The 20,621-nt window shown below is 53.0% G+C and carries 18 protein-coding genes; 17 read left to right on the top strand and 1 reads right to left on the bottom strand.

All coding sequences use genetic code 11. The annotated features are described in order from the left end of the window. Nucleotides 1-2 precede the first annotated feature (2 nt). From nuoE to nuoN, 10 genes are all read left to right on the top strand, one after another. Nucleotides 3-503: an NADH-quinone oxidoreductase subunit NuoE gene (gene nuoE / locus EC843_RS06880; protein WP_064544821.1), complete on the top strand. Its 501-nt coding sequence runs from the start codon at nt 3-5 to the stop codon at nt 501-503. Beyond that, a complete protein-coding gene (gene nuoF / locus EC843_RS06875; RefSeq protein WP_133521959.1) occupies nt 500-1,840 on the top strand; it encodes an NADH-quinone oxidoreductase subunit NuoF in 1,341 nt (446 codons plus the stop codon). The genes nuoE and nuoF overlap by 4 nt, the downstream gene beginning before the upstream one ends. Nucleotides 1,841-2,042: 202 nt before the next feature. Next, on the top strand, nt 2,043-4,766 hold the full coding sequence (nuoG, locus tag EC843_RS06870; RefSeq protein WP_133521958.1) for an NADH-quinone oxidoreductase subunit NuoG: 2,724 nt from the start codon (nt 2,043-2,045) through the stop codon (nt 4,764-4,766). Next, nucleotides 4,763-5,740 carry an NADH-quinone oxidoreductase subunit NuoH gene (nuoH, locus tag EC843_RS06865; protein WP_064512669.1) on the top strand — a complete coding sequence of 326 codons (978 nt, stop codon included), beginning with the start codon at nt 4,763-4,765 and terminating at the stop codon, nt 5,738-5,740. The genes nuoG and nuoH overlap by 4 nt, the downstream gene beginning before the upstream one ends. 14 nt (nt 5,741-5,754) lie before the next feature. Next, on the top strand, nt 5,755-6,297 hold the full coding sequence (gene nuoI / locus EC843_RS06860) for an NADH-quinone oxidoreductase subunit NuoI (RefSeq protein ID WP_064544825.1): 543 nt from the start codon (nt 5,755-5,757) through the stop codon (nt 6,295-6,297). 12 nt (nt 6,298-6,309) lie between these two features. Beyond that, a complete protein-coding gene (nuoJ, locus tag EC843_RS06855) occupies nt 6,310-6,867 on the top strand; it encodes an NADH-quinone oxidoreductase subunit J (RefSeq protein WP_064544827.1) in 558 nt (185 codons plus the stop codon). Continuing rightward, nucleotides 6,864-7,166: an NADH-quinone oxidoreductase subunit NuoK gene (gene nuoK, locus EC843_RS06850; protein ID WP_034458791.1), complete on the top strand. Its 303-nt coding sequence runs from the start codon at nt 6,864-6,866 to the stop codon at nt 7,164-7,166. The genes nuoJ and nuoK overlap by 4 nt, the downstream gene beginning before the upstream one ends. Continuing rightward, on the top strand, nt 7,163-9,004 hold the full coding sequence (gene nuoL, locus EC843_RS06845; RefSeq protein WP_133521957.1) for an NADH-quinone oxidoreductase subunit L: 1,842 nt from the start codon (nt 7,163-7,165) through the stop codon (nt 9,002-9,004). Before nuoK ends, nuoL begins: the two co-directional genes overlap by 4 nt. 129 nt (nt 9,005-9,133) lie before the next feature. Continuing rightward, on the top strand, nt 9,134-10,663 hold the full coding sequence (nuoM, locus tag EC843_RS06840) for an NADH-quinone oxidoreductase subunit M (protein WP_064544830.1): 1,530 nt from the start codon (nt 9,134-9,136) through the stop codon (nt 10,661-10,663). Between the two features lie 6 nt (nt 10,664-10,669). After that, nucleotides 10,670-12,127 (top strand): NADH-quinone oxidoreductase subunit NuoN, encoded by a 1,458-nt coding sequence (gene nuoN, locus EC843_RS06835; RefSeq protein ID WP_064544832.1) that lies wholly within the window; start codon nt 10,670-10,672, stop codon nt 12,125-12,127. 125 nt (nt 12,128-12,252) lie between these two features. On the opposite strand, the gene EC843_RS06830 is transcribed toward nuoN, so the two are convergent. After that, a complete protein-coding gene (locus tag EC843_RS06830) occupies nt 12,253-14,040 on the bottom strand; it encodes a methyl-accepting chemotaxis protein (protein ID WP_064544834.1) in 1,788 nt (595 codons plus the stop codon). Nucleotides 14,041-14,422: 382 nt separating this feature from the next. On the opposite strand from EC843_RS06830, the gene EC843_RS06825 reads away from it, so the two are divergent. From EC843_RS06825 to EC843_RS06795, 7 genes are all read left to right on the top strand, one after another. After that, nucleotides 14,423-15,379 (top strand): 2-thiouracil desulfurase family protein, encoded by a 957-nt coding sequence (locus tag EC843_RS06825; RefSeq protein WP_133521956.1) that lies wholly within the window; start codon nt 14,423-14,425, stop codon nt 15,377-15,379. Nucleotides 15,380-15,391: 12 nt separating this feature from the next. Beyond that, nucleotides 15,392-16,810, top strand: a complete 1,419-nt coding sequence (phrB, locus tag EC843_RS06820; protein ID WP_133521955.1) for a deoxyribodipyrimidine photo-lyase — start codon at nt 15,392-15,394, stop codon at nt 16,808-16,810. Nucleotides 16,811-16,820: 10 nt separating this feature from the next. Beyond that, on the top strand, nt 16,821-17,564 hold the full coding sequence (locus EC843_RS06815) for a type 2 GTP cyclohydrolase I (RefSeq protein WP_133521954.1): 744 nt from the start codon (nt 16,821-16,823) through the stop codon (nt 17,562-17,564). Between the two features lie 20 nt (nt 17,565-17,584). Then, nucleotides 17,585-18,241 carry a 5-oxoprolinase subunit PxpB gene (gene pxpB, locus EC843_RS06810; RefSeq protein ID WP_064544842.1) on the top strand — a complete coding sequence of 219 codons (657 nt, stop codon included), beginning with the start codon at nt 17,585-17,587 and terminating at the stop codon, nt 18,239-18,241. After that, nucleotides 18,235-19,167, top strand: coding sequence for a 5-oxoprolinase subunit PxpC (gene pxpC, locus EC843_RS06805; protein ID WP_064544844.1), 933 nt, complete (start codon nt 18,235-18,237; stop codon nt 19,165-19,167). Before pxpB ends, pxpC begins: the two co-directional genes overlap by 7 nt. 17 nt (nt 19,168-19,184) lie before the next feature. Next, nucleotides 19,185-19,976, top strand: coding sequence for an endonuclease VIII (nei, locus tag EC843_RS06800; protein ID WP_133521953.1), 792 nt, complete (start codon nt 19,185-19,187; stop codon nt 19,974-19,976). Nucleotides 19,977-20,068: 92 nt separating this feature from the next. Then, a complete protein-coding gene (locus EC843_RS06795; RefSeq protein WP_232886232.1) occupies nt 20,069-20,596 on the top strand; it encodes a hypothetical protein in 528 nt (175 codons plus the stop codon). Nucleotides 20,597-20,621: the final 25 nt, after the last annotated feature.

Genomic DNA, 20,621 nt, shown 5'->3' with positions numbered 1-20,621 from the left:
CTATGCACGATAAACAACAACCCCAGGCAGAAGCCTTTGAGCTGAGTCAATTCGAGCGTGATGCGATTGAGCACGAAAAACATCATTACGAAGATGCTCGCGCAGCGTCTATCGAAGCGCTGAAGATTGTTCAGAAGCAGCGTGGCTGGGTGCCTGACGGCGCGATTTATGCCATCGCTGAAGTTCTGGGCATTCCAGCCAGCGACGTAGAAGGTGTTGCCACATTCTACAGCCAGATTTTCCGCCAGCCGGTAGGCCGCCACGTTATTCGCTATTGCGATAGCGTGGTTTGCCACATTACGGGCTACCAGGGCATTCAGTCGGCAATCGAAGCAAAACTGGACATCAAACCGGGTCAAACCACGTTTGATGGTCGCTTTACCCTGCTGCCAACCTGCTGTCTGGGTAACTGCGATAAAGGGCCGACCATGATGATTGATGAGGACACTCACAGCCATCTGACGCCGGAAGCGATCCCTGACTTGCTGGAGCAGTACAAATGAAAACCGTTATTCGTACTGCCGAAACCCATCCGCTGACCTGGCGGCTGCGTGATGACAAACAGCCGGTCTGGCTGGATGAATATCGCAGCAAAAACGGCTACGAGGGTGCTCGTCTTGCGCTGACTGGCCTGGCACCGGATGAAGTCGTTAATCGTGTTAAAGACTCTGGCCTGAAAGGGCGCGGCGGTGCGGGCTTCTCCACCGGTCTGAAGTGGAGCCTGATGCCGAAAGACGAGTCCATGAACATCCGTTACCTGCTGTGTAATGCCGATGAAATGGAACCAGGTACTTATAAAGACCGTTTGCTGATGGAGCAACTGCCACACCTGTTGGTGGAAGGCATGCTGATTTCTGCATTCGCCCTGAAAGCTTACCGCGGTTACATCTTCCTGCGCGGCGAGTATATCGAAGCGGCTGTGCATCTGCGCCGCGCGATTGCTGAGGCGACCGAAGCGGGCTTGCTGGGCAAAAACATTCTCGGTTCTGGTTTTGATTTTGAGCTGATCGTACATACCGGTGCCGGGCGTTATATCTGTGGTGAAGAAACCGCGCTGATTAACTCCCTGGAAGGCCGCCGTGCGAACCCACGTTCAAAACCCCCATTCCCTGCTTCAAGCGGCGTGTGGGGTAAACCAACGTGTGTAAACAACGTTGAAACCCTGTGCAACGTGCCAGCGATTCTGGCCAACGGCGTGGAGTGGTATCAAGGCATTTCGACCAGCAAAGATGCTGGCACCAAGCTGATGGGCTTCTCTGGTCGTGTGAAAAACCCAGGCGTTTGGGAGTTACCGTTCGGTACCACCGCGCGTGAAATTCTCGAAGATTACGCTGGTGGCATGCGCGATGGCCTGAAATTCAAAGCCTGGCAGCCAGGTGGGGCAGGGACGGATTTCCTGACCGAATCACACCTTGATCTGCCGATGGAATTCGAAAGCATTGGTAAAGCGGGTAGCCGTTTAGGTACCGCACTGGCGATGGCCGTAGACCATGAAATTGGTATGGTGCCGCTGGTTCGTAACCTGGAAGAGTTCTTCTCCCGTGAATCGTGCGGCTGGTGTACACCTTGCCGTGACGGTCTGCCGTGGAGCGTGAAAATACTGCGTGCGCTGGAACGTGGCGAAGGCCAGCCTGGGGATATCGAGACACTTGAGCAACTGTGTCGTTTCCTTGGGCCAGGTAAAACCTTCTGTGCGCATGCGCCAGGGGCGGTTGAGCCATTGCAGAGTGCCATTAAATATTTCCGCGACGAATTCGAAGCGGGCATTGCCAAACAAGATTTCGGGAACACCCGCGCGATTAGCGGGATTCAACCGAACTTGTTAAAAGCGCGCTGGTAACACCTGACAACAAGTTTGCAGGTTATAAAATTTTATAATTAATGCCTGAAAAGTAATCAAGAATTTCGCACTGAGGCAAGGCGGCAAAGGAGTGAATCCCTGGGAGTTTAGTTAACTAAATGACCAGGGTGAGCGAGAGAAGCCAACGCAGTCGCAGTGTGAAAGACGAAGATTATTCAGGCCAACTGGAAGCATGCTGACTATGGCTACGATTCATGTAGACGGCAAAGAATATGAGGTAAACGGGTCAGACAACCTGCTACAAGCATGTCTGTCTCTCGGCCTCGATATTCCTTATTTTTGCTGGCACCCGGCGCTAGGCAGCGTCGGTGCTTGCCGCCAGTGCGCGGTGAAGCAATATCAAAACGCAGAAGATCTCCGTGGCCGCCTGGTGATGTCTTGTATGACACCCGCCTCTGACGGCACGTTTATCTCCATTGACGATAGCGAAGCGAAAGAATTCCGTGAAAGCGTGGTTGAGTGGTTAATGACTAACCACCCGCACGACTGCCCGGTTTGTGAAGAAGGTGGCAACTGCCATCTGCAAGATATGACGGTGATGACCGGCCATAGCTTCCGTCGCTACCGCTTCACTAAACGTACTCACCGCAATCAGGATCTCGGCCCATTCATCTCTCACGAAATGAACCGCTGTATCGCCTGCTACCGCTGCGTGCGTTACTACAAAGATTACGCTGACGGCACCGATTTGGGTGTTTACGGCGCGCACGATAACGTCTACTTCGGTCGTCCTGAAGACGGTACGCTGGAAAGTGAATTCTCCGGTAACCTGGTAGAAATCTGCCCGACCGGCGTATTCACAGATAAAACGCACTCCGAGCGTTATAACCGTAAGTGGGACATGCAGTTCGCACCAAGCATCTGCCAGCAGTGCAGCATCGGCTGTAACACCAGCCCGGGTGAGCGTTACGGTGAACTGCGTCGTATCGAAAACCGTTACAACGGCACCGTGAACCATTACTTCCTGTGTGACCGTGGCCGCTTCGGTTATGGCTACGTCAACCTGAAGGATCGTCCACGTCAGCCGATCCAACGTCGTGGCGACGATCTGATCACGCTGAATGCCGATCAGGCAATGCAGGGCGCGGCAGATATTTTGCGCCAGTCGAAGAAAGTGATCGGTATCGGATCCCCACGTGCCAGCGTTGAAAGCAACTTCGCGCTGCGTGAGCTGGTCGGTGCGGACAACTTCTACACCGGTATTGCAACCGGTGAGCAAGCACGTCTGGAACTGATGCTCAAAGTGCTGCAAGAAAGCGGCATTCATACTCCGGCCCTGCGTGAAATCGAATCTTACGATGCGGTTTTGGTACTCGGAGAAGACATTACTCAGACCGGTGCGCGTGTTGCGCTGGCTGTGCGTCAGGCCGTGAAAGGCAAAGCGCGTGAAATGGCAGCGGCACAGAAAGTGGCTGACTGGCAGATTGCCGCAATCCTCAACATTGGTCAGCACGCTAAACACCCACTGTTTGTCACCAATATAGACAGCACTCGTCTGGACGACATCGCAGCATGGACTTACCGCGCTCCGGTTGAAGATCAGGCTCGTCTGGGCTTTGCGGTTGCTCACGCGCTGGATAGCAATTCCCCAGCCGTTGAACTCGATCGCGACCTGAAAAACAAAGTCGACGTGATTGTGCAAGCGCTGGCGGGTGCGAAGAAACCATTGATCGTTTCCGGTACTAACGCCGGTAGCGAAGCGGTCATTCAGGCGGCAGCCAACGTGGCTAAAGCGCTGAAAGACCGTGGTGCCGATGTCGGTATCACCATGGTGGCTCGTGCGGTAAACAGCGTTGGCCTCGGTCTGATTGGCGGCGGCTCGCTGGAAGAAGCGTTGAGTGAACTGGAAAGCGGTGCTGCCGATGCGGTAGTGGTGCTGGAAAACGATCTGCATCGCCATGCTTCTGCAACTCGCGTTGATGCAGCACTGAGCAAAGCGCCGTTGGTGATGGTTATTGACCACCAACGCACGGCAATTATGGACAAAGCCCATCTGGTGCTGTCCACCGCAAGCTTCGCTGAGAGTGACGGTACGGTGATTAACAACGAAGGTCGCGCACAGCGTTTCTTCCAGGTTTATGACCCGTCTTACTATGACCACTCCGTGGTGATGCTCGAAAGCTGGCGCTGGCTGCATTCTCTGCACAGCACAGTTGAAAGCCGTGAAGTGGACTGGACGCAGTTAGATGATGTTATCGATGCATGCGTGAAAGCGTTGCCACAACTGGCCGGAATTAAAGATGCGGCACCGGATGCCAGCTTCCGTATTCGTGGTCAGAAATTGTCGCGTTCTCCAATCCGCTCCAGTGGCCGTACCGCGATGCGCGCCAACATTAGCGTGCATGAACCGCGTCAGCCGCAGGATAAAGACACCATGTTCGCCTTCTCTATGGAAGGGAACAACAGCCCGACGGCTAATCGTCAGCAAATTCCATTCGCATGGGCACCAGGCTGGAACTCACCGCAAGCATGGAACAAATTCCAGGCCGAAGTGGGGGGCAATCTGCGTCACGGCGATCCGGGTGTGCGCCTGATTGAAGCCTCCGAAACGGGTATGGATTTCTTCACTGATGTGCCGGAAATCTTCCACGCTGAAGACGGGAAATGGCGTATCGCGCCGTACTACCATCTGTTTGGTAGTGATGAAATGTCCCAGCGTTCTCCGGTGTTCCAGAGCCGTATGACTGAGCCGTACATCAAGCTTAATCCGTCTGATGCTGCAAAACTCGGTGTTAATGCGGGTAGCCTGATTTCGTTTAGCTATGAAGGCCAGACGCTAAGTCTGCCGCTGCAACTTTCCGAAGGACTGGCGGCAGGGCAGGTAGGTTTACCGATGGGGATGCCTGGCATCGCTCCGGTACTGGCGGGTGCTTGTCTTGAAAATCTTCAGGAGGCTGGCCAATGAGTTGGTTAACACCGGATGTTATCGACATTCTGCTGAGCATTCTCAAAGCGGTCGTAATCCTGCTGGTCGTGGTGACATGCGGCGCGTTCATGAGTTTCGGTGAGCGTCGTTTGCTGGGCCTGTTCCAGAACCGTTACGGGCCAAACCGTGTGGGCTGGGGCGGTTCGCTCCAGTTAGTCGCGGACATGATCAAGATGTTCTTTAAAGAAGACTGGACTCCGCGCTTTGCGGACCGCGTCATCTTTACTCTGGCACCGATGATTGCTTTCACCTCGCTGTTGCTGGCCTTTGCTATTGTGCCGGTCAGCCCAAGCTGGGTGGTTGCCGACCTGAACATTGGTATTTTGTTCTTCCTGATGCTGGCGGGTCTGGCGGTTTACGCCGTGCTGTTCGCCGGTTGGTCAAGTAACAACAAATACTCACTGTTGGGTGCAATGCGTGCTTCTGCGCAGACACTCAGCTACGAAGTGTTCCTCGGTCTGTCTTTGATGGGCGTTGTGGCGCAGGCGGGTTCGTTCAATATGGGCGATATCGTGGATAACCAGGCGAACCTGTGGAACGTGATCCCACAGTTCTTCGGTTTTGTGACCTTCGCTATCGCAGGCGTCGCGGTTTGTCACCGTCACCCGTTTGACCAACCAGAAGCCGAGCAAGAGCTGGCCGATGGTTATCACATCGAATATTCAGGCATGAAATTTGGCCTGTTCTTCGTGGGTGAATACATCGGTATCGTGACTGTTTCTGCCCTGATTGTGACCCTGTTCTTTGGTGGCTGGCATGGCCCGTGGTTACCGCCGTTCATCTGGTTCGCGCTGAAAACCGCGTTCTTCATGATGATGTTCATTTTGATCCGTGCAGCATTACCGCGTCCACGTTATGACCAGGTAATGTCCTTCGGCTGGAAAATTTGCCTGCCGTTGACACTGGTCAATCTGCTGGTGACCGCCGCGGTCATTCTCTATCAGGCACCATAAGGGGTGAAAAAACCATGACATTGAAAGAGTTAGTGGTTGGTTTCGGCACCCAGGTACGCAGTATCTGGATGATTGGTCTGCACGCGTTTGCCAAACGCGAAACGCAGATGTATCCGGAAGAGCCAGTCTATTTACCGCCGCGCTACCGTGGCCGCATCGTGTTAACGCGCGATCCGGACGGCTCCGAGCGTTGCGTTGCCTGTAACCTGTGTGCGGTAGCCTGCCCGGTAGCCTGTATCTCTTTGCAAAAAGCAGAAACCAAAGACGGCCGCTGGTATCCAGAGTTCTTCCGTATCAACTTCTCGCGCTGCATTTTCTGTGGTTTGTGCGAAGAAGCGTGCCCAACCACGGCGATTCAGCTGACACCAGATTTCGAACTGGGTGAGTTTAAGCGCCAGGATTTGGTCTACGAAAAAGAGGACCTGCTGATTTCCGGTCCGGGCAAATACCCGGAATATAACTTCTACCGGATGGCGGGTATGGCAATCGACGGCAAAGATAAGGGTGAAGCGGAAAACGAAGCCAAGCCTATCGACGTCAAAGGCCTATTACCTTAAAGGAGCAAGGCAATGGAATTCGCTTTTTATATTTGCGCAATCATCGCGGTTGGGACCACCTTACGGGTGATCACGCATACCAATCCGGTGCATGCCTTGCTGTATCTGATCATCTCGTTGTTGGCTATCTCCGGCGTGTTCTTCGCGCTGGGAGCGTACTTTGCCGCAGCGCTTGAGATTATCGTCTACGCCGGTGCCATCATGGTGTTGTTCGTTTTCGTGGTCATGATGCTGAACCTCGGTGGTGCGGTGGTTGAACAAGAGCGCAACTGGCTGAAACCGCAGTTGTGGATTGGTCCTGGCATTTTGTCAGCCATCCTGCTTTCGGTGCTGGTGTACGCGATTCTGAGTCTTAATGACCAGGGGATCGACGGTACCTCCGTCAGTGCTAAACAAGTGGGTATCGCACTGTTTGGACCGTACGTTCTGGCAGTGGAATTAGCCTCGATGCTGTTGTTGGCGGGTCTGGTTGTGGCATTCCACCTGGGTCGTGAAGACCGTCCGGGTGAAGTGCTGAGCAACCGCCAGGCTGACCAGGCTGTGAAAAGAAAAACGGAGGAGCACGTATGATTCCGCTGCAACATGGACTTATCCTCGCGGCTATCTTGTTCGTACTGGGGCTGACTGGCCTGGTGATTCGTCGCAACCTGCTTTTCATGCTGATTAGCCTGGAAGTGATGATTAACGCCGCGGCTCTCGCCTTTGTGGTCGCGGGCAGTTATTGGGGCCAGGCTGATGGCCAGGTGATGTATATACTCGCGATTAGCTTAGCTGCTGCCGAAGCCAGTATCGGCCTCGCACTGTTACTGCAGCTCCATCGTCGTCGCCAGAGCCTGAATATCGATTCAGTAAGTGAGATGCGTGGATGAACCTTCTCTGGTTAACCATTCTTTTGCCTTTTATTGGCTTTTTGTTGTTGGCGTTCTCGCGTGGTCGTTGGTCAGAAAACCTTTCTGCCACGGTTGGGGTCGGCTCGATTGGGCTGTCCGCGTTAGTCACGGCGATTGTTGGGTTCGACTTCTTCAATAACGGGCAACAAGCCTTTACCCAGCCGTTGTGGACGTGGATGTCAGTGGGCGATTTTAATATCGGCTTCAATCTGATCCTCGACGGTTTGTCACTGACCATGCTTTCTGTGGTCACGGGTGTTGGCTTCCTGATCCACATGTACGCTTCCTGGTATATGCGTGGGGAAGAGGGCTATTCCCGCTTCTTCGCCTACACCAACCTGTTTATCGCAAGCATGGTTGTTCTGGTGCTGGGCGATAACCTGCTGCTGATGTATCTCGGCTGGGAAGGCGTGGGTCTGTGCTCGTATCTGCTGATTGGTTTCTACTACACCGATCCGAAGAACGGCGCGGCGGCCATGAAAGCGTTCGTGGTAACCCGCGTGGGCGACGTGTTCCTCGCTTTCGCACTGTTCATTCTTTACAACGAACTGGGCACGCTGAACTTCCGCGAAATGGTTGAGCTGGCACCGCAGCACTTTGCGGCTGGCAACCAAATGCTGATGTGGGCAACCCTGATGCTGTTAGGCGGCGCGGTAGGTAAATCTGCTCAGTTGCCATTGCAGACCTGGCTTGCGGATGCGATGGCTGGCCCAACGCCAGTTTCAGCGCTGATCCACGCGGCCACCATGGTTACCGCCGGTGTCTACCTGATTGCCCGTACTCACGGCCTGTTCCTGTTAACGCCTGAAGTGCTGCATTTAGTGGGCATCGTGGGTGCAGTGACGCTGGTAATGGCAGGCTTTGCGGCGCTGGTGCAAACCGATATCAAACGTGTGCTCGCGTACTCGACCATGAGCCAGATTGGCTACATGTTCCTGGCACTGGGTGTACAAGCGTGGGATGCGGCGATTTTCCACCTGATGACTCACGCTTTCTTTAAAGCGTTACTGTTCCTGTCATCCGGCTCGGTTATCCTTGCCTGCCACCACGAACAAAACATCTTCAAAATGGGTGGCCTGCGTAAGTCCATTCCGCTGGTGTATATCTGCTTCCTGGTCGGCGGTGCAGCCTTGTCTGCGTTGCCACTCATTACTGCGGGCTTCTTCAGTAAAGATGAGATTCTGGCCGGTGCGATGGCGAATGGTCATGTGAACTTGATGGTTGCTGGTCTGGTCGGTGCGTTTATGACCTCACTGTATACCTTCCGTATGATCTTCATCGTCTTCCACGGTAAAGAGCAGATTCACGCGCATGCGCTCAAAGGCATTACTCACAACCTGCCGCTGATTGTGCTGCTGGTGTTGTCCACTTTCGTGGGGGCCATGATTGTTCCGCCATTAGCGGGCGTCCTGCCAGCAACCACTGAGCTTGCGCACGGTAGCGTGCTGACCCTGGAGATTACTTCAGGCGTTGTGGCTATCGCCGGTATCCTGATTGCTGCCTGGTTGTGGCTGGGCAAACGCACTCTGGTCACCGCCATTGCCAACAGCGCACCGGGCCGCTTCTTCGGTACCTGGTGGTTCCATGCCTGGGGCTTCGATTGGCTGTACGATAAAGTCTTCGTTAAGCCATTCCTGGGTATCGCCTGGTTGATTAAGAGCGATCCGCTGAATTCACTGATGAACATTCCGGCAGTTCTTTCACGCTTTGCAGGCCGTGGCCTGCTGGTGAGCGAGAACGGTTACCTGCGCTGGTATGTGGCTTCAATGAGTATCGGTGCGGTCGTGATTCTGGGCTTGCTGCTGGTCTTGCGCTAACTCCATACAACTCCCCCTCTCCATCAGGGAGAGGGTCGGGGTGAGGGTGGTTTACCTTCCCCGGCGTCTTAATACAGATGGGAAAGTGAGTGATGTTTTGGTTTATTTTGACTTAGGGACACAAATGCCATGCTATTACCCTGGCTGATACTCATCCCCTTTATTGGCGGCTTCTTCTGCTGGCAGACTGAACGCTTCGGCGTAAAAGTGCCGCGTTGGATTGCGCTGATAACGATGGGACTGACACTGGCTCTCTCGATGCAACTGTGGTTAGCCGGTGGCTACACGCTAACGCAATCTGCAGGTTTGCCGCAGTGGCAGTCTGAATTTATCCTGCCGTGGATCCCACGTTTTGGGATTGAAATCCATCTGGCGTTGGATGGCCTGTCACTGCTGATGGTGGTCCTGACCGGCCTGCTCGGCGTGCTGGCGGTACTCTGTTCCTGGAATGAAATCGAAAAATATCAGGGCTTCTTCCACCTCAACCTGATGTGGATCCTCGGTGGCGTTATCGGCGTGTTCCTTGCCATCGACATGTTCCTGTTCTTCTTCTTCTGGGAAATGATGCTGGTGCCGATGTACTTCCTGATTGCACTGTGGGGCCACAAAGCCTCCGACGGGAAGACGCGTATCACCGCTGCAACCAAGTTCTTCATCTATACCCAGGCAAGCGGCCTGGTGATGTTGATTGCGATTCTTGGTCTGGTGTTTGTGCATTACAACTCAACCGGCGTCTGGACATTTAACTACGAACAATTGCTGCACACTGAAATGTCCAGCAGCGTTCAATGGTTGCTGATGCTGGGCTTCTTCATTGCGTTTGCGGTGAAAATGCCAGTGGTTCCCTTGCACGGTTGGCTGCCGGATGCGCACTCCCAGGCACCAACGGCGGGTTCTGTTGACCTCGCAGGTATCTTGCTGAAAACCGCGGCCTATGGCTTGCTGCGTTTCGCACTGCCGCTGTTCCCGGAAGCTTCCGCTGAATTTGCCCCAATCGCTATGTGGCTGGGTGTCATCGGTATCTTCTACGGCGCGTGGATGGCCTTCGCACAAACCGATATCAAACGCCTGATTGCTTATACCTCCGTTTCCCACATGGGCTTCGTGTTGATTGCCATTTATACCGGCAGCCAACTGGCTTACCAGGGGGCGGTGATTCAGATGATTGCGCACGGTCTTTCTGCGGCCGGTATGTTCATCATCTGTGGTCAGATTTACGAGCGTCTGCATACTCGTGATATGCGTCTGATGGGCGGCCTGTGGAACAAAATTAAATGGCTGCCGGGTCTGTCGTTGTTCTTTGCGGTGGCAACTCTGGGGATGCCGGGTACCGGTAACTTCGTTGGCGAATTTATGATTCTGTTCGGCAGCTACCATGTCGTGCCAGTGATTACCATTATCTCTACCTTCGGCTTGGTCTTTGCCTCTGTTTATTCTCTGGCGATGATTCATCGTGCTTACTTCGGTAAAGCAAAAAGCGAAATCAGTGATAAGCAACTGCCAGGCATGTCGCCGCGCGAGTTCTTTATCATCCTGTTGCTGGTGGTGTTGTTAGTCCTGTTGGGCTTCTACCCGCAGCCAATTCTGGATACTTCGCATGCCGCGATGAGCAATATTCAGCAGTGGTTTACCAGTTCAATTCCAACTACAAGGCCGTAATTCGCCATGACTATAACTCCTCAACAATTGATCGCGCTGCTACCGCTGCTCGTCGTCGGATTGACGGTGGTGGTTGTGATGCTCTCCATAGCGTGGCGACGCGACCATTTTGTCAATGCAACACTGGCAGTAATCGGCCTGAATGCCGCACTCGTTTCACTGTGGTTTGTTGGCCAGGCTGGCGCAATGGACGTCACGCCGCTGATGCGCGTCGATGGTTATGCGATGCTTTACACCGGTTTGGTTTTGCTGGCGAGCCTCGCGACCTGTACATTTGCTTACCCGTGGCTCGAGGGTTACACCGACAACCGCGAAGAGTTTTACCTGCTGGTGCTGATTGCAGCCCTCGGAGGTATTCTGCTGGCAAACGCCAATCACCTGGCGGCACTGTTCCTTGGCATTGAGTTAATTTCACTGCCGCTGTTCGGCCTGATTGGTTACGCCTTCCGACAGAAACGTTCGCTGGAAGCCAGTATCAAGTACACCATTTTGTCTGCCGCAGCCTCTTCATTCCTGCTGTTCGGTATGGCGCTGGTGTACGCAGAGTCTGGCGACTTGTCGTTTGTAACGCTCGGTAAGAGCCTCGCAGACAACATGCTCCACGAACCGCTGCTGCTGGCAGGTTTTGGTCTGATGATTGTCGGCCTCGGCTTTAAACTGTCACTGGTTCCATTCCACCTGTGGACCCCAGATGTGTACCAGGGCGCTCCGGCTCCGGTTTCCACTTTCCTGGCAACCGCCAGCAAAATCGCCATTTTTGGTGTGGTGATGCGTCTGTTCCTCTACGCGCCAGTGGGCGATAGCGAAGCAGTACGCGTGGTGCTCGGTATTATCGCCTTCATCTCTATCATCTTCGGTAACCTGATGGCGTTGAGCCAGACCAATATCAAGCGTCTGCTTGGTTACTCGTCTATCTCACACCTTGGTTATTTGATGGTGGCATTGATTGCGCTGCAAAGCGGCGACATGTCGATGGAATCGGTTGGTGTTTATCTGGCAGGCTACCTGTTCAGCAGCCTTGGTGCGTTCGGCGTGGTGAGCCTGATGTCCAGCCCGTACCGTGGCCCGGATGCAGATTCGCTGTATTCTTATCGTGGTCTGTTCTGGCACAAACCAATTTTGTCTGCGGTCATGACGGTGATGATGTTGTCACTGGCAGGTATCCCAATGACACTGGGCTTTATTGGTAAGTTCTACATCATTGCGGTCGGTGTTCAGTCTCACCTGTGGTGGTTGACTGGCGCTGTGGTACTGGGTAGTGCGATTGGTTTGTACTACTACCTGCGTGTGACGGTGAGTTTGTATCTGAATGCACCGCAACAGCCAAACCGTGATGCTCCGACTAACTGGGCGTTCACTGCTGGCGGTGTGGTGGTGTTGATCTCCGCCGTGCTGGTGTTGTTGCTGGGTGTTTATCCGCAACCGTTGATCAGCCTGGTGCGTTTGGCAACACCGATGATGTAAGTGGTTTTGGTCGGGTTAGCGCCCGCGACCCCTGCTAAATCCCCAAATATAAAGGCTACCGAATCGGGTAGCCTTTTTTTGCTCTGAGTTTACTGGGGAGCCGAAGCCGGGTTTTTCCTGCCGCCTTACAGACGGAACTGATTCACCGCAAGAGTCAGTTCACTTGCCTGATCCTGGAGTGCCGCCGAAGCGGTGGTTGATTCCTCAACCAGGGCGGCGTTCTGCTGCACCATGGTATCGAGTTGCGCTACCGCAGTATTGATCTCTGCAATGCCTTTCATTTGCTCATCCGCAGCCTGGTTAATCTCCGCCATCATCGTCGTGACTGAAGAAACACTGGTGACAATTTCCTGCATGGTATTACCGGTATGGTGAACCTGCTTTGCACCCGATGACACACTCGTCACTGTCGAGTCGATAAGCACTCTTATCTCTTTAGCTGCCTGCGCACTACGACTTGCCAGGTTTCGTACTTCATTTGCCACAACCGCGAATCCTCTTCCTTGTTCACCTGCGCGAGCGGCCTCTACCGAGGCATTGAGTGCCAGAATATTTGTCTGGAACGCAATGCCATCAATGACGCCGATAATATTGCCGATCTTCTCGGAGGCAGCTTCTATGGTGTTCATGGTCTGAATCACTTCGCGTACTGAGTTACCACCACGACGTGCCACCTCAGCGGCAGAAAGAACGGCCTTGTTTGCTTCATGAGATGAACTGGCAGAGTGCGCGACTGTTGAGGCGATCTGTTCTAGTGCCGCTGAGGTTTCTTGCAGGCTTGCGGCAGCAGATTCTGTCCGCGCAGAAAGATCGATATTCCCGGAGGATATTTCCTCGGAAGCAATGCGCACCGACTCGCTGCTGCTACGAATAGATTTCATCACCACCGCGAGTTTGTCGACAAACCGGTTAAACGCGCTGGCAATCTGTGCCACTTCATCTTTGCCGTCTACCGCTAAGCGCTGGGTTAAGTCCTCCGTACCCTGAGCGATGGAATCCATTGCCTCGCGAATGCGGATCAGCGGGCCAAGGCTGCGTTTAGTGATAAAGCTGACGATCAGTGCGGCGAGCGCAATTAGTACGAACATAGAGACAGTTGAAGTCCAGAGCAGTGAACGCATGCTTGCGGTTGCCTCTGCTTTATCCATCGCCACAACGATGTACCAGTTGGTGCTTTTAACCGGCATGGCAATCATAAAGGTTGGGCGTCCCAAAACATCAGCCTGAATCGGTACTGAAGAATTCAGCAACTCTGGCAGGCTGAGTGCCTGTGCGATGCCGGACAGGGGTTTGAGGGTGAGCGATTCGTCCGGGTGCGCGATGATCGTTCCATTAGCATCCATCAACATGCCGAAGCTGCCTGCGGTTGGATGAATAGCCCGAACGTTGGCTATCACCGCATCCATATTGATGTCGCCTTCCACCACACCCAGTAGTTCTCCGTTTTCAATACGCGGAGCTGCCACGGTGACAATAAGTTTTCGCGTACCGGCATCCTGATAAGGATTCGTCACAATGGGCTTTTTCGCTTGAGCAGCCTGGATATACCACGGACGAGAAGTGGGATCGTAACCTTCAGGAATACCCGACGCATCGGAGGAAATATCTCGTTTGTCCGGATAACCAATATCGACATTAATAAAATTCCCTGAAGTGGCAACCAGGGTTAACAGTGGAACCGGATCGGTATCGCTGACATGGGGTGTCAGAGAACTAATTTGTGCGACTTTGGTTTCAGTCCACTGATTCACGGTTGCCGAGTGACTCTGCGCCAGGGCGGTAAGCGTACTATTGATTGAATTATTGTTTGCCGAATGGCTAATTAGATAATTAATAGAGGTATTTACACATAATGCGCCGACGACAATTAATGTAGTCGCAACTAAAACCCTACTGCGGATGGAGTTAAACATGCTGTAACCTTCCGGGTTAATTATAAATTCATTAGTGGCTATTAACGACCGGAATGGGGATAACTTTAATTATTTATACCGATAAAGGGTGGCTGAATATAGTCAATATATACGCAAGTTGTTGCTGTGTTAAAACGCTACAATCCCAATCCAAAAGGGTTGTTAATATATCTTATGAGCTGAGCTTCAAATTCTCGTAGTATTAATGAGTCAAAAGGCGGGAAAACATTGGCTTTGTTTAAAATACGTTGGCTTGTCATAGAGTTATCCTTTAAAAAATAATTCTGGTTGTATTGAGATGGCAAGAGAAGTCATCCCGATGCAGCAAAGATTATCTGTTGGGCTTGCTACACTTAACGGGACACATTCAAAGGAGTACGTCATGAGCGATAAAATTCCCATTGGCATCAGCGCTTGTTTACTCGGGGAAAATGTCCGCTTTGATGGCGGGCATAAACGGCTGGCATTTGCCGTCAATGAATTAGCGCCGTGGGTGCATTTCGAACCTGTATGCCCTGAAATGGCGATTGGTTTACCGACACCAAGGCCTGCTTTGCGGCTAGTCAAACTAGATGAGGGGCAAGTAGCCTTGCGCTTTAGCAATCATCACGAAGGGGATTTAACCCTGGCGATGCAACAATTTTCCACACGTCGTGTAGCCAGTCTCGATCATCTGTGCGGTTATATTGTTTGTGCTAAATCTCCAAGCTGTGGCATGGAACGGGTAAGAGTTTACGACCCCGAGGGAAGTAATAACCGAAAAAGTGGCACCGGGATATTTACCGCGGAACTGAAACGACAATTGCCGTGGCTTCCGGTTGAAGAAGATGGGCGTTTGTACGATCCGGCAATTCGCGAGAACTTTGTCGAGCGCATTTATACACTTCATGAACTTAATATTTTACGCCAGTCTGGTCTGACACGAGGCGGACTCATTGGTTTTCATAGCCGATACAAATTATTGCTCCTCGCTCATTCTCAGCCGCAATACCGCGAACTGGGGCGCTTTGTTGCCAATATAGAAAGCTGGGATTCACTGGATGCTTTTTTCATTGAATACCGTCAGCGCTTGATGGATTTGCTTGCCCATCAGGCGACACGTCGTAACCACACTAATGTGCTGATGCACGTTCAGGGATATTTCCGCCGCCAGTTAAATTCGCGCCAGCGCCAGGAGCTATCAGGGCTTATCGACAGATATCGCCAGGGAACCCAGCCTTTACTGGCACCCATCACCTTGTTAAAACACTATATGGCAGAATATCCTGACGCTTATCTGGCGCAGCAGCGCTACTTTGAGCCTTATCCTGAAACGTTACGCTTACGTTTGGGCAATTAATCATGGAGTTGTATGACCACGCATTTGGTCTGGTTTCGCAATGATTTACGGGTGAACGATAACCTGGCGTTGGCAGCGGCCTGCCGTGACCCTGGTGCCCGAGTGATTGGCATATTTATCGCCACTCCGCTGCAATGGCGTAAACATGAGATGTCGCCTCGTCAGGCTGAATTCATCTGGCAGCATTTGCAAAGCTTGCATGCCGCGCTTGCGGAAAGGGGAATTGAGCTGTTTGTTCGGCAAGCTGATGGTTTTGATGACTGCGTCGGTTTCCTGCAAAACTTCTGTGAAACGCAGAAGGTGGACGCGTTTTTTTATAACTATCAATACGAGCTGAATGAGCGCCAGCGCGATGCCGCAGTAGAAAAGGTGTTATCCCCAGGCGTGGTTTGCCAGGGTTTTGATGACAGCGTTTTATTGCCGCCAGGTAGTGTGACGACGGGTAATCACGAGATGTACAAAGTGTTTACGCCGTTTAGCAGAGCATTTATCAAGCGCCTTAATGAAGGTCTGCCTGAATGTGTTTCAGCGCCGCAAGTGCGCAAAACCACTATGCCTGAACCACAAAAACTCACCGTATTTGATTACCCGTGCCAGCCCATTGACCCGAATCTTTTCCCCTGTGGTGAAAAACAGGCGATTAACCAGTTGCGCCTGTTTTGCCGCCAGTCGGTCGTGGATTACGCGCAACAGCGAGATTTTCCCGCCATCGACGGCACCAGCCGTCTGTCGGCTTATTTGGCTGTTGGGGTGTTGTCGCCGCGCCAGTGCCTGCATAGATTATTGAAAGAGCATCCTCAGGCGCTGGAAGGGGGGGGCGGGGCCGTCTGGTTAAACGAGTTAATCTGGCGTGAGTTTTATCGCCATTTGCTGGTGGCATACCCAAAACTTTGCCGTCATCAACCGTTTATCTCATGGACAGACAACGTCACCTGGCGACAAGATGACGCTCAGTTTGTTGCCTGGCAGCAAGGCAGAACCGGTTTTCCAATTGTCGATGCGGCGATGCGGCAGTTGAGCTCCACGGGCTGGATGCACAACCGCTTACGAATGGTGGTGGCCAGTTTTCTGGTCAAAGATTTATTGGTCGACTGGCGGCAGGGTGAACGCTACTTTATGTCACAACTGATTGATGGCGATCTGGCCGCAAACAACGGTGGCTGGCAGTGGGCTGCCTCGACGGGGACTGATGCCGCACCCTATTTTCGTATCTTTAACCCGACCACCCAAGGCGAGCGATTCGATGGGAAAGGTGAATTTATCCGCCAGTGGTTGCCAGAACTGAGTAGGGTGCCTGATAAACACATTCATACCCCATGGGTTTGGGCCGAGAAGCAGTCACTGACGCTGGACTATCCCCGTCCCATTGTTGACCATAAACAAGCACGTATAACGACACTCGCGGCTTATGAAGCGGCGCGTAAATCTTGAGAGAAAGAAAATGAAAAATAGCGAACTGGAACGCCTGATTAACGAAAAACTCAACAGCGCCGCAATCAGCGACTATGCGCCAAATGGTTTGCAGGTTGAAGGGCGCGAAGAAGTGCGCAAAATTATCACTGGCGTGACGGCAAGTCAGGCCTTGATAGATGAAGCGATACGCCAGCAAGCGGATGCGGTGATTGTTCATCACGGTTACTTCTGGAAAGGAGAGTCACCGGTGATTCGTGGCATGAAGCGCAATCGCCTGAAAGCGTTGCTGAGTCACGACATCAATCTCTACGGCTGGCATTTGCCGCTCGATGCTCATCCACAGCTTGGCAACAACGCGCAACTCGGGGCGCTGCTGGGGATTGAAACCAAAGGTGAGGTTGAGCCACTGGTGCCGTGGGGCGAGTTTCCGACGCCGCTTTCCGGTGTCGAACTGGCATCATGGATTGAGATGCGCCTTGGGCGTACACCGCTGTGGAGCGGTGATACCGGTCCTGAGCAAATTCGCCGTGTCGCCTGGTGTACTGGTGGTGGGCAAAGCTTTATCGATAGTGCGGCTCGTTTCGGTGTTGATGCGTTTATCACTGGCGAAGTGTCCGAACAAACGATCCATTCGGCACGCGAACAGGGGCTGCATTTCTATGCGGCCGGGCATCACGCCACTGAACGCGGCGGCATTCAGGCACTGAGTGGCTGGCTGAATAGCGAAACAGATTTGGACGTAACCTTTATCGATATCCCTAATCCGGCATAGCGCCAAACCAAGGAGCAAAAGTGCAAAGAGCACGGTGTTATCTGTTAGGCGAAAGCGCAGTGGTTCTTGAGCTGGAACCCCCTTTATCGCTAGAAAGTCAGCAACGCATCTGGGGATTAACTCAACGACTATTGGAATCACCAGCGGTTTCGGAAGTGATTCCTGGGATGAACAACATCACTGTGGTTCTGCGTGAACCACAAAGCCTGGCACTGGATGGCATTGAGCGGATTCAGCGCTGGTGGGAAGAGAGTGAGGCGATGGTACCGGAATCCAGGCGCATTGAGATCCCGGTGATTTATGGCGGCAGTTTCGGCCCTGATCTCGACGAAGTGGCCGGGCATTGTGGATTATCGCCGCGTCAGGTTGTGGAGTTGCACTCCTCGGTTGACTACATCGTCTACTTCCTTGGCTTCCAGCCTGGTTTCGCCTATCTCGGCGGTCTGGCACAAAAGCTTGAGACTCCGCGTCGTGCTGAACCGCGTTTGATCGTTCCTGCTGGTTCGGTGGGGATTGGTGGCAGCCAGACAGGGATTTATCCGCTCGCGACACCGGGTGGATGGCAGCTTATCGGCCAGACCCCGGTGCAATTATTCAATCCGACAGCTGAAATGCCAACGTTGTTAACGCCGGGTGATACCGTACGCTTCGTGCCTCAAAAGGAGGGTGTGTGCTGAAAATAATTCGTGCAGGAATGCACATGTCGGTGCAGGACACCGGACGTTATGGTTATCGGCAATTGGGCGTGAGCCGTTGTGGTGCGTTGGATGCGCCAGCACTGCAAATGGCGAATTTACTGGTGGGTAATGCACCAGAAAGTGCGGCGCTAGAAATCACCCTGGGCAATTGTGTCATTGAGTTCACTCAGGATGGTTGGTTTGCCTTAACCGGGGCGGGCTGTCACGCAGAGCTGGATGGTCATGCCGTGTGGACAGGCTGGCGCCTGGCAGTGAAAGCAGGCCAACAACTGCGCCTGAAAGCACCGGAACGTGGGATGCGAAGCTATCTTGCTGTGGCGGGCGGGTTAGATATTCCTGAAGTGCTGGGTTCTTATAGCACCGATTTGAAAGCACAGGTTGGCGGTCTGGAAGGGCGGTTAATTAAAGATGGCGATGAAATCCCACAGCTGCCTGCAACGCGGCATTTCCGCGAAGCGCGTGGGGTGAAGCAACTGCTGTGGGGAAACCGCATACGCGCACTGGAAGGGCCGGAATATCACGAGTTTACGCAAACCTCGCAGGATGCGTTCTGGCGTTTACCATGGCAGCTAAGCCCGCAAAGTAACCGGATGGGTTATCGCTTGCAGGGGCAGCGTCTGGAGCGCACCACCGACCGCGAATTGCTGTCACACGGGCTGTTGCCGGGAGTGGTTCAAGTCCCCCATAACGGTCAGCCCATCGTATTGATGAATGATGCGCAGACCACCGGTGGCTATCCAAGGATTGCCTGCGTTATCGAAGCGGATATGTTTAATCTGGCACAATTACGGCTTGGTGAACCGATCCATTTTGTGCACTGCACTCTGGAAGAGGCGCTCAAAGCACGACGCGAACAGCAAATCTATCTTGAACAGTTGGCCTGGCGGCTGAATAACGAAGACTGATTATTAAGGATGATGTGATGCCAGAAGGCCCAGAAATCCGGCGCGCAGCAGATAAACTCGAGGACGCCGTTTTAGGTAAATCGTTAACGGGTGCCTGGTTTGCGTTTCCGGAACTGAAGGCGTTTGAAACTGAGTTGGTTGGTCAAAAAGTCGCGCGGATAGAAACGCGCGGCAAAGCTTTACTGACACACTTTTCCAGTGGCTTAATCCTCTACAGCCACAATCAGCTTTATGGGGTATGGCGCGTGGTTAATGCCGGTGAAATGCCGCAAACCACACGAATCTTACGCGTGAAATTACAGACTGCGGATAAAGCCATTCTGCTCTACAGCGCGTCAGATATCGAAATGCTCGATGCAAATCAGCTATCGAACCATCCTTTCTTGCTGCGTGTGGGGCCGGATGTGCTTGATATGACGCTGACGCCACAGCAGGTAAAAGATCGTTTATTGTCGTCACGCTTTCGTAAGCGGCAGTTTAGTGGTCTTCTGTTGGACCAGGCTTTTCTGGCGGGTTTGGGAAACTACCTGCGGGTTGAAATTCTCTGGGCCGTTGGGTTACTGGCACATCACAAAGCACAGGATTTAACCCCTGAACAACTCGAAAAACTGTCTTACGCGCTGCTGGATATTCCACGGTTTTCATACAACACGCGTGGCACTGTGGATGAAAACAAACACCATGGGGCGATTTTCAGCTTCAAGGTTTTTCATCGGGCAGGGGAGAAATGCGAGCGCTGCGGTGGGGTAATCGAGAAAACGATGCTCTCTTCGAGGCCGTTTTATTGGTGCCCTGGCTGCCAGCATTAGAGAATCCTGAAGATTGCGTTTATTTCATAGGGCGGAAATCGAGTATATTGAGATGCAGATCACAAAAAAGTCTTAAAGGAAGATGTTGCACTATGAGTTATCGTTTCGCCATTGCTGCCGTGGCAGCCGTTTTAGCCCTGACAGGGTGTGCAAAATCGAAAAGCACCGACCCGGCGCCAGCATTTGATTTCGGCTCCTCGCGGGTGACCGTGACGCATATCCCGACAAAAACCGACGATGGCACCGCTATACACGTGACCATTGATAACAAGGATGCCGGTGTGCTGGGGACGGGTGAGAGCCTTGAGGTACAACTTCCAGAGGGCAAACACAAAGTCGGCGGCTATGCCCGTACGCTGATTGGCCGTGTGACCATAGCGCCTGTCGAAGTGTCGTCATCGCGCGATGTTATCAGCCATGTGACCTATTCTGTTACGAACGGCAAACCGATATTTATCGTCCGTGCCGCAACCCCGGTTCCGCAACCGAAGTCAGAATCGATTCCCGCAGAACCCGTTCCGGTTATGCCGCAGCAAATTGAAGCCCCAGTCACTGCCGAACCGGCGCAAGCTGAAGCACCTGCTGCGCCATTAGTAACGCCGGAAACGCCGCAGGTATAATGCTGGCCAACTCCCCGCTCCGAAA

Origin of the sequence: Buttiauxella sp. JUb87, from assembly GCF_004361975.1 — a bacterium.
GTDB lineage: Bacteria > Pseudomonadota > Gammaproteobacteria > Enterobacterales > Enterobacteriaceae > Buttiauxella > Buttiauxella ferragutiae.
The sequence above is the reverse complement of the archived record's forward strand: the minus strand, read 5'-3'. Positions and strand labels throughout refer to the sequence as shown.

Bases quoted from the DNA above. Each gene is read 5' to 3' on its own strand.
- nuoE (WP_064544821.1), top strand. From the start codon at position 3: ATGCACGATAAACAACAACCCCAGGCAGAAGCCTTTGAGCTGAGTCAA.
- nuoF (WP_133521959.1), top strand. From the start codon at position 500: ATGAAAACCGTTATTCGTACTGCCGAAACCCATCCGCTGACCTGGCGG.
- nuoG (WP_133521958.1), top strand. From the start codon at position 2,043: ATGGCTACGATTCATGTAGACGGCAAAGAATATGAGGTAAACGGGTCA.
- nuoH (WP_064512669.1), top strand. From the start codon at position 4,763: ATGAGTTGGTTAACACCGGATGTTATCGACATTCTGCTGAGCATTCTC.
- nuoI (WP_064544825.1), top strand. From the start codon at position 5,755: ATGACATTGAAAGAGTTAGTGGTTGGTTTCGGCACCCAGGTACGCAGT.
- nuoJ (WP_064544827.1), top strand. From the start codon at position 6,310: ATGGAATTCGCTTTTTATATTTGCGCAATCATCGCGGTTGGGACCACC.
- nuoK (WP_034458791.1), top strand. From the start codon at position 6,864: ATGATTCCGCTGCAACATGGACTTATCCTCGCGGCTATCTTGTTCGTA.
- nuoL (WP_133521957.1), top strand. From the start codon at position 7,163: ATGAACCTTCTCTGGTTAACCATTCTTTTGCCTTTTATTGGCTTTTTG.
- nuoM (WP_064544830.1), top strand. From the start codon at position 9,134: ATGCTATTACCCTGGCTGATACTCATCCCCTTTATTGGCGGCTTCTTC.
- nuoN (WP_064544832.1), top strand. From the start codon at position 10,670: ATGACTATAACTCCTCAACAATTGATCGCGCTGCTACCGCTGCTCGTC.
- EC843_RS06830 (WP_064544834.1), bottom strand. From the start codon at position 14,040: ATGTTTAACTCCATCCGCAGTAGGGTTTTAGTTGCGACTACATTAATT.
- EC843_RS06825 (WP_133521956.1), top strand. From the start codon at position 14,423: ATGAGCGATAAAATTCCCATTGGCATCAGCGCTTGTTTACTCGGGGAA.
- phrB (WP_133521955.1), top strand. From the start codon at position 15,392: ATGACCACGCATTTGGTCTGGTTTCGCAATGATTTACGGGTGAACGAT.
- EC843_RS06815 (WP_133521954.1), top strand. From the start codon at position 16,821: ATGAAAAATAGCGAACTGGAACGCCTGATTAACGAAAAACTCAACAGC.
- nei (WP_133521953.1), top strand. From the start codon at position 19,185: ATGCCAGAAGGCCCAGAAATCCGGCGCGCAGCAGATAAACTCGAGGAC.
- EC843_RS06795 (WP_232886232.1), top strand. From the start codon at position 20,069: ATGAGTTATCGTTTCGCCATTGCTGCCGTGGCAGCCGTTTTAGCCCTG.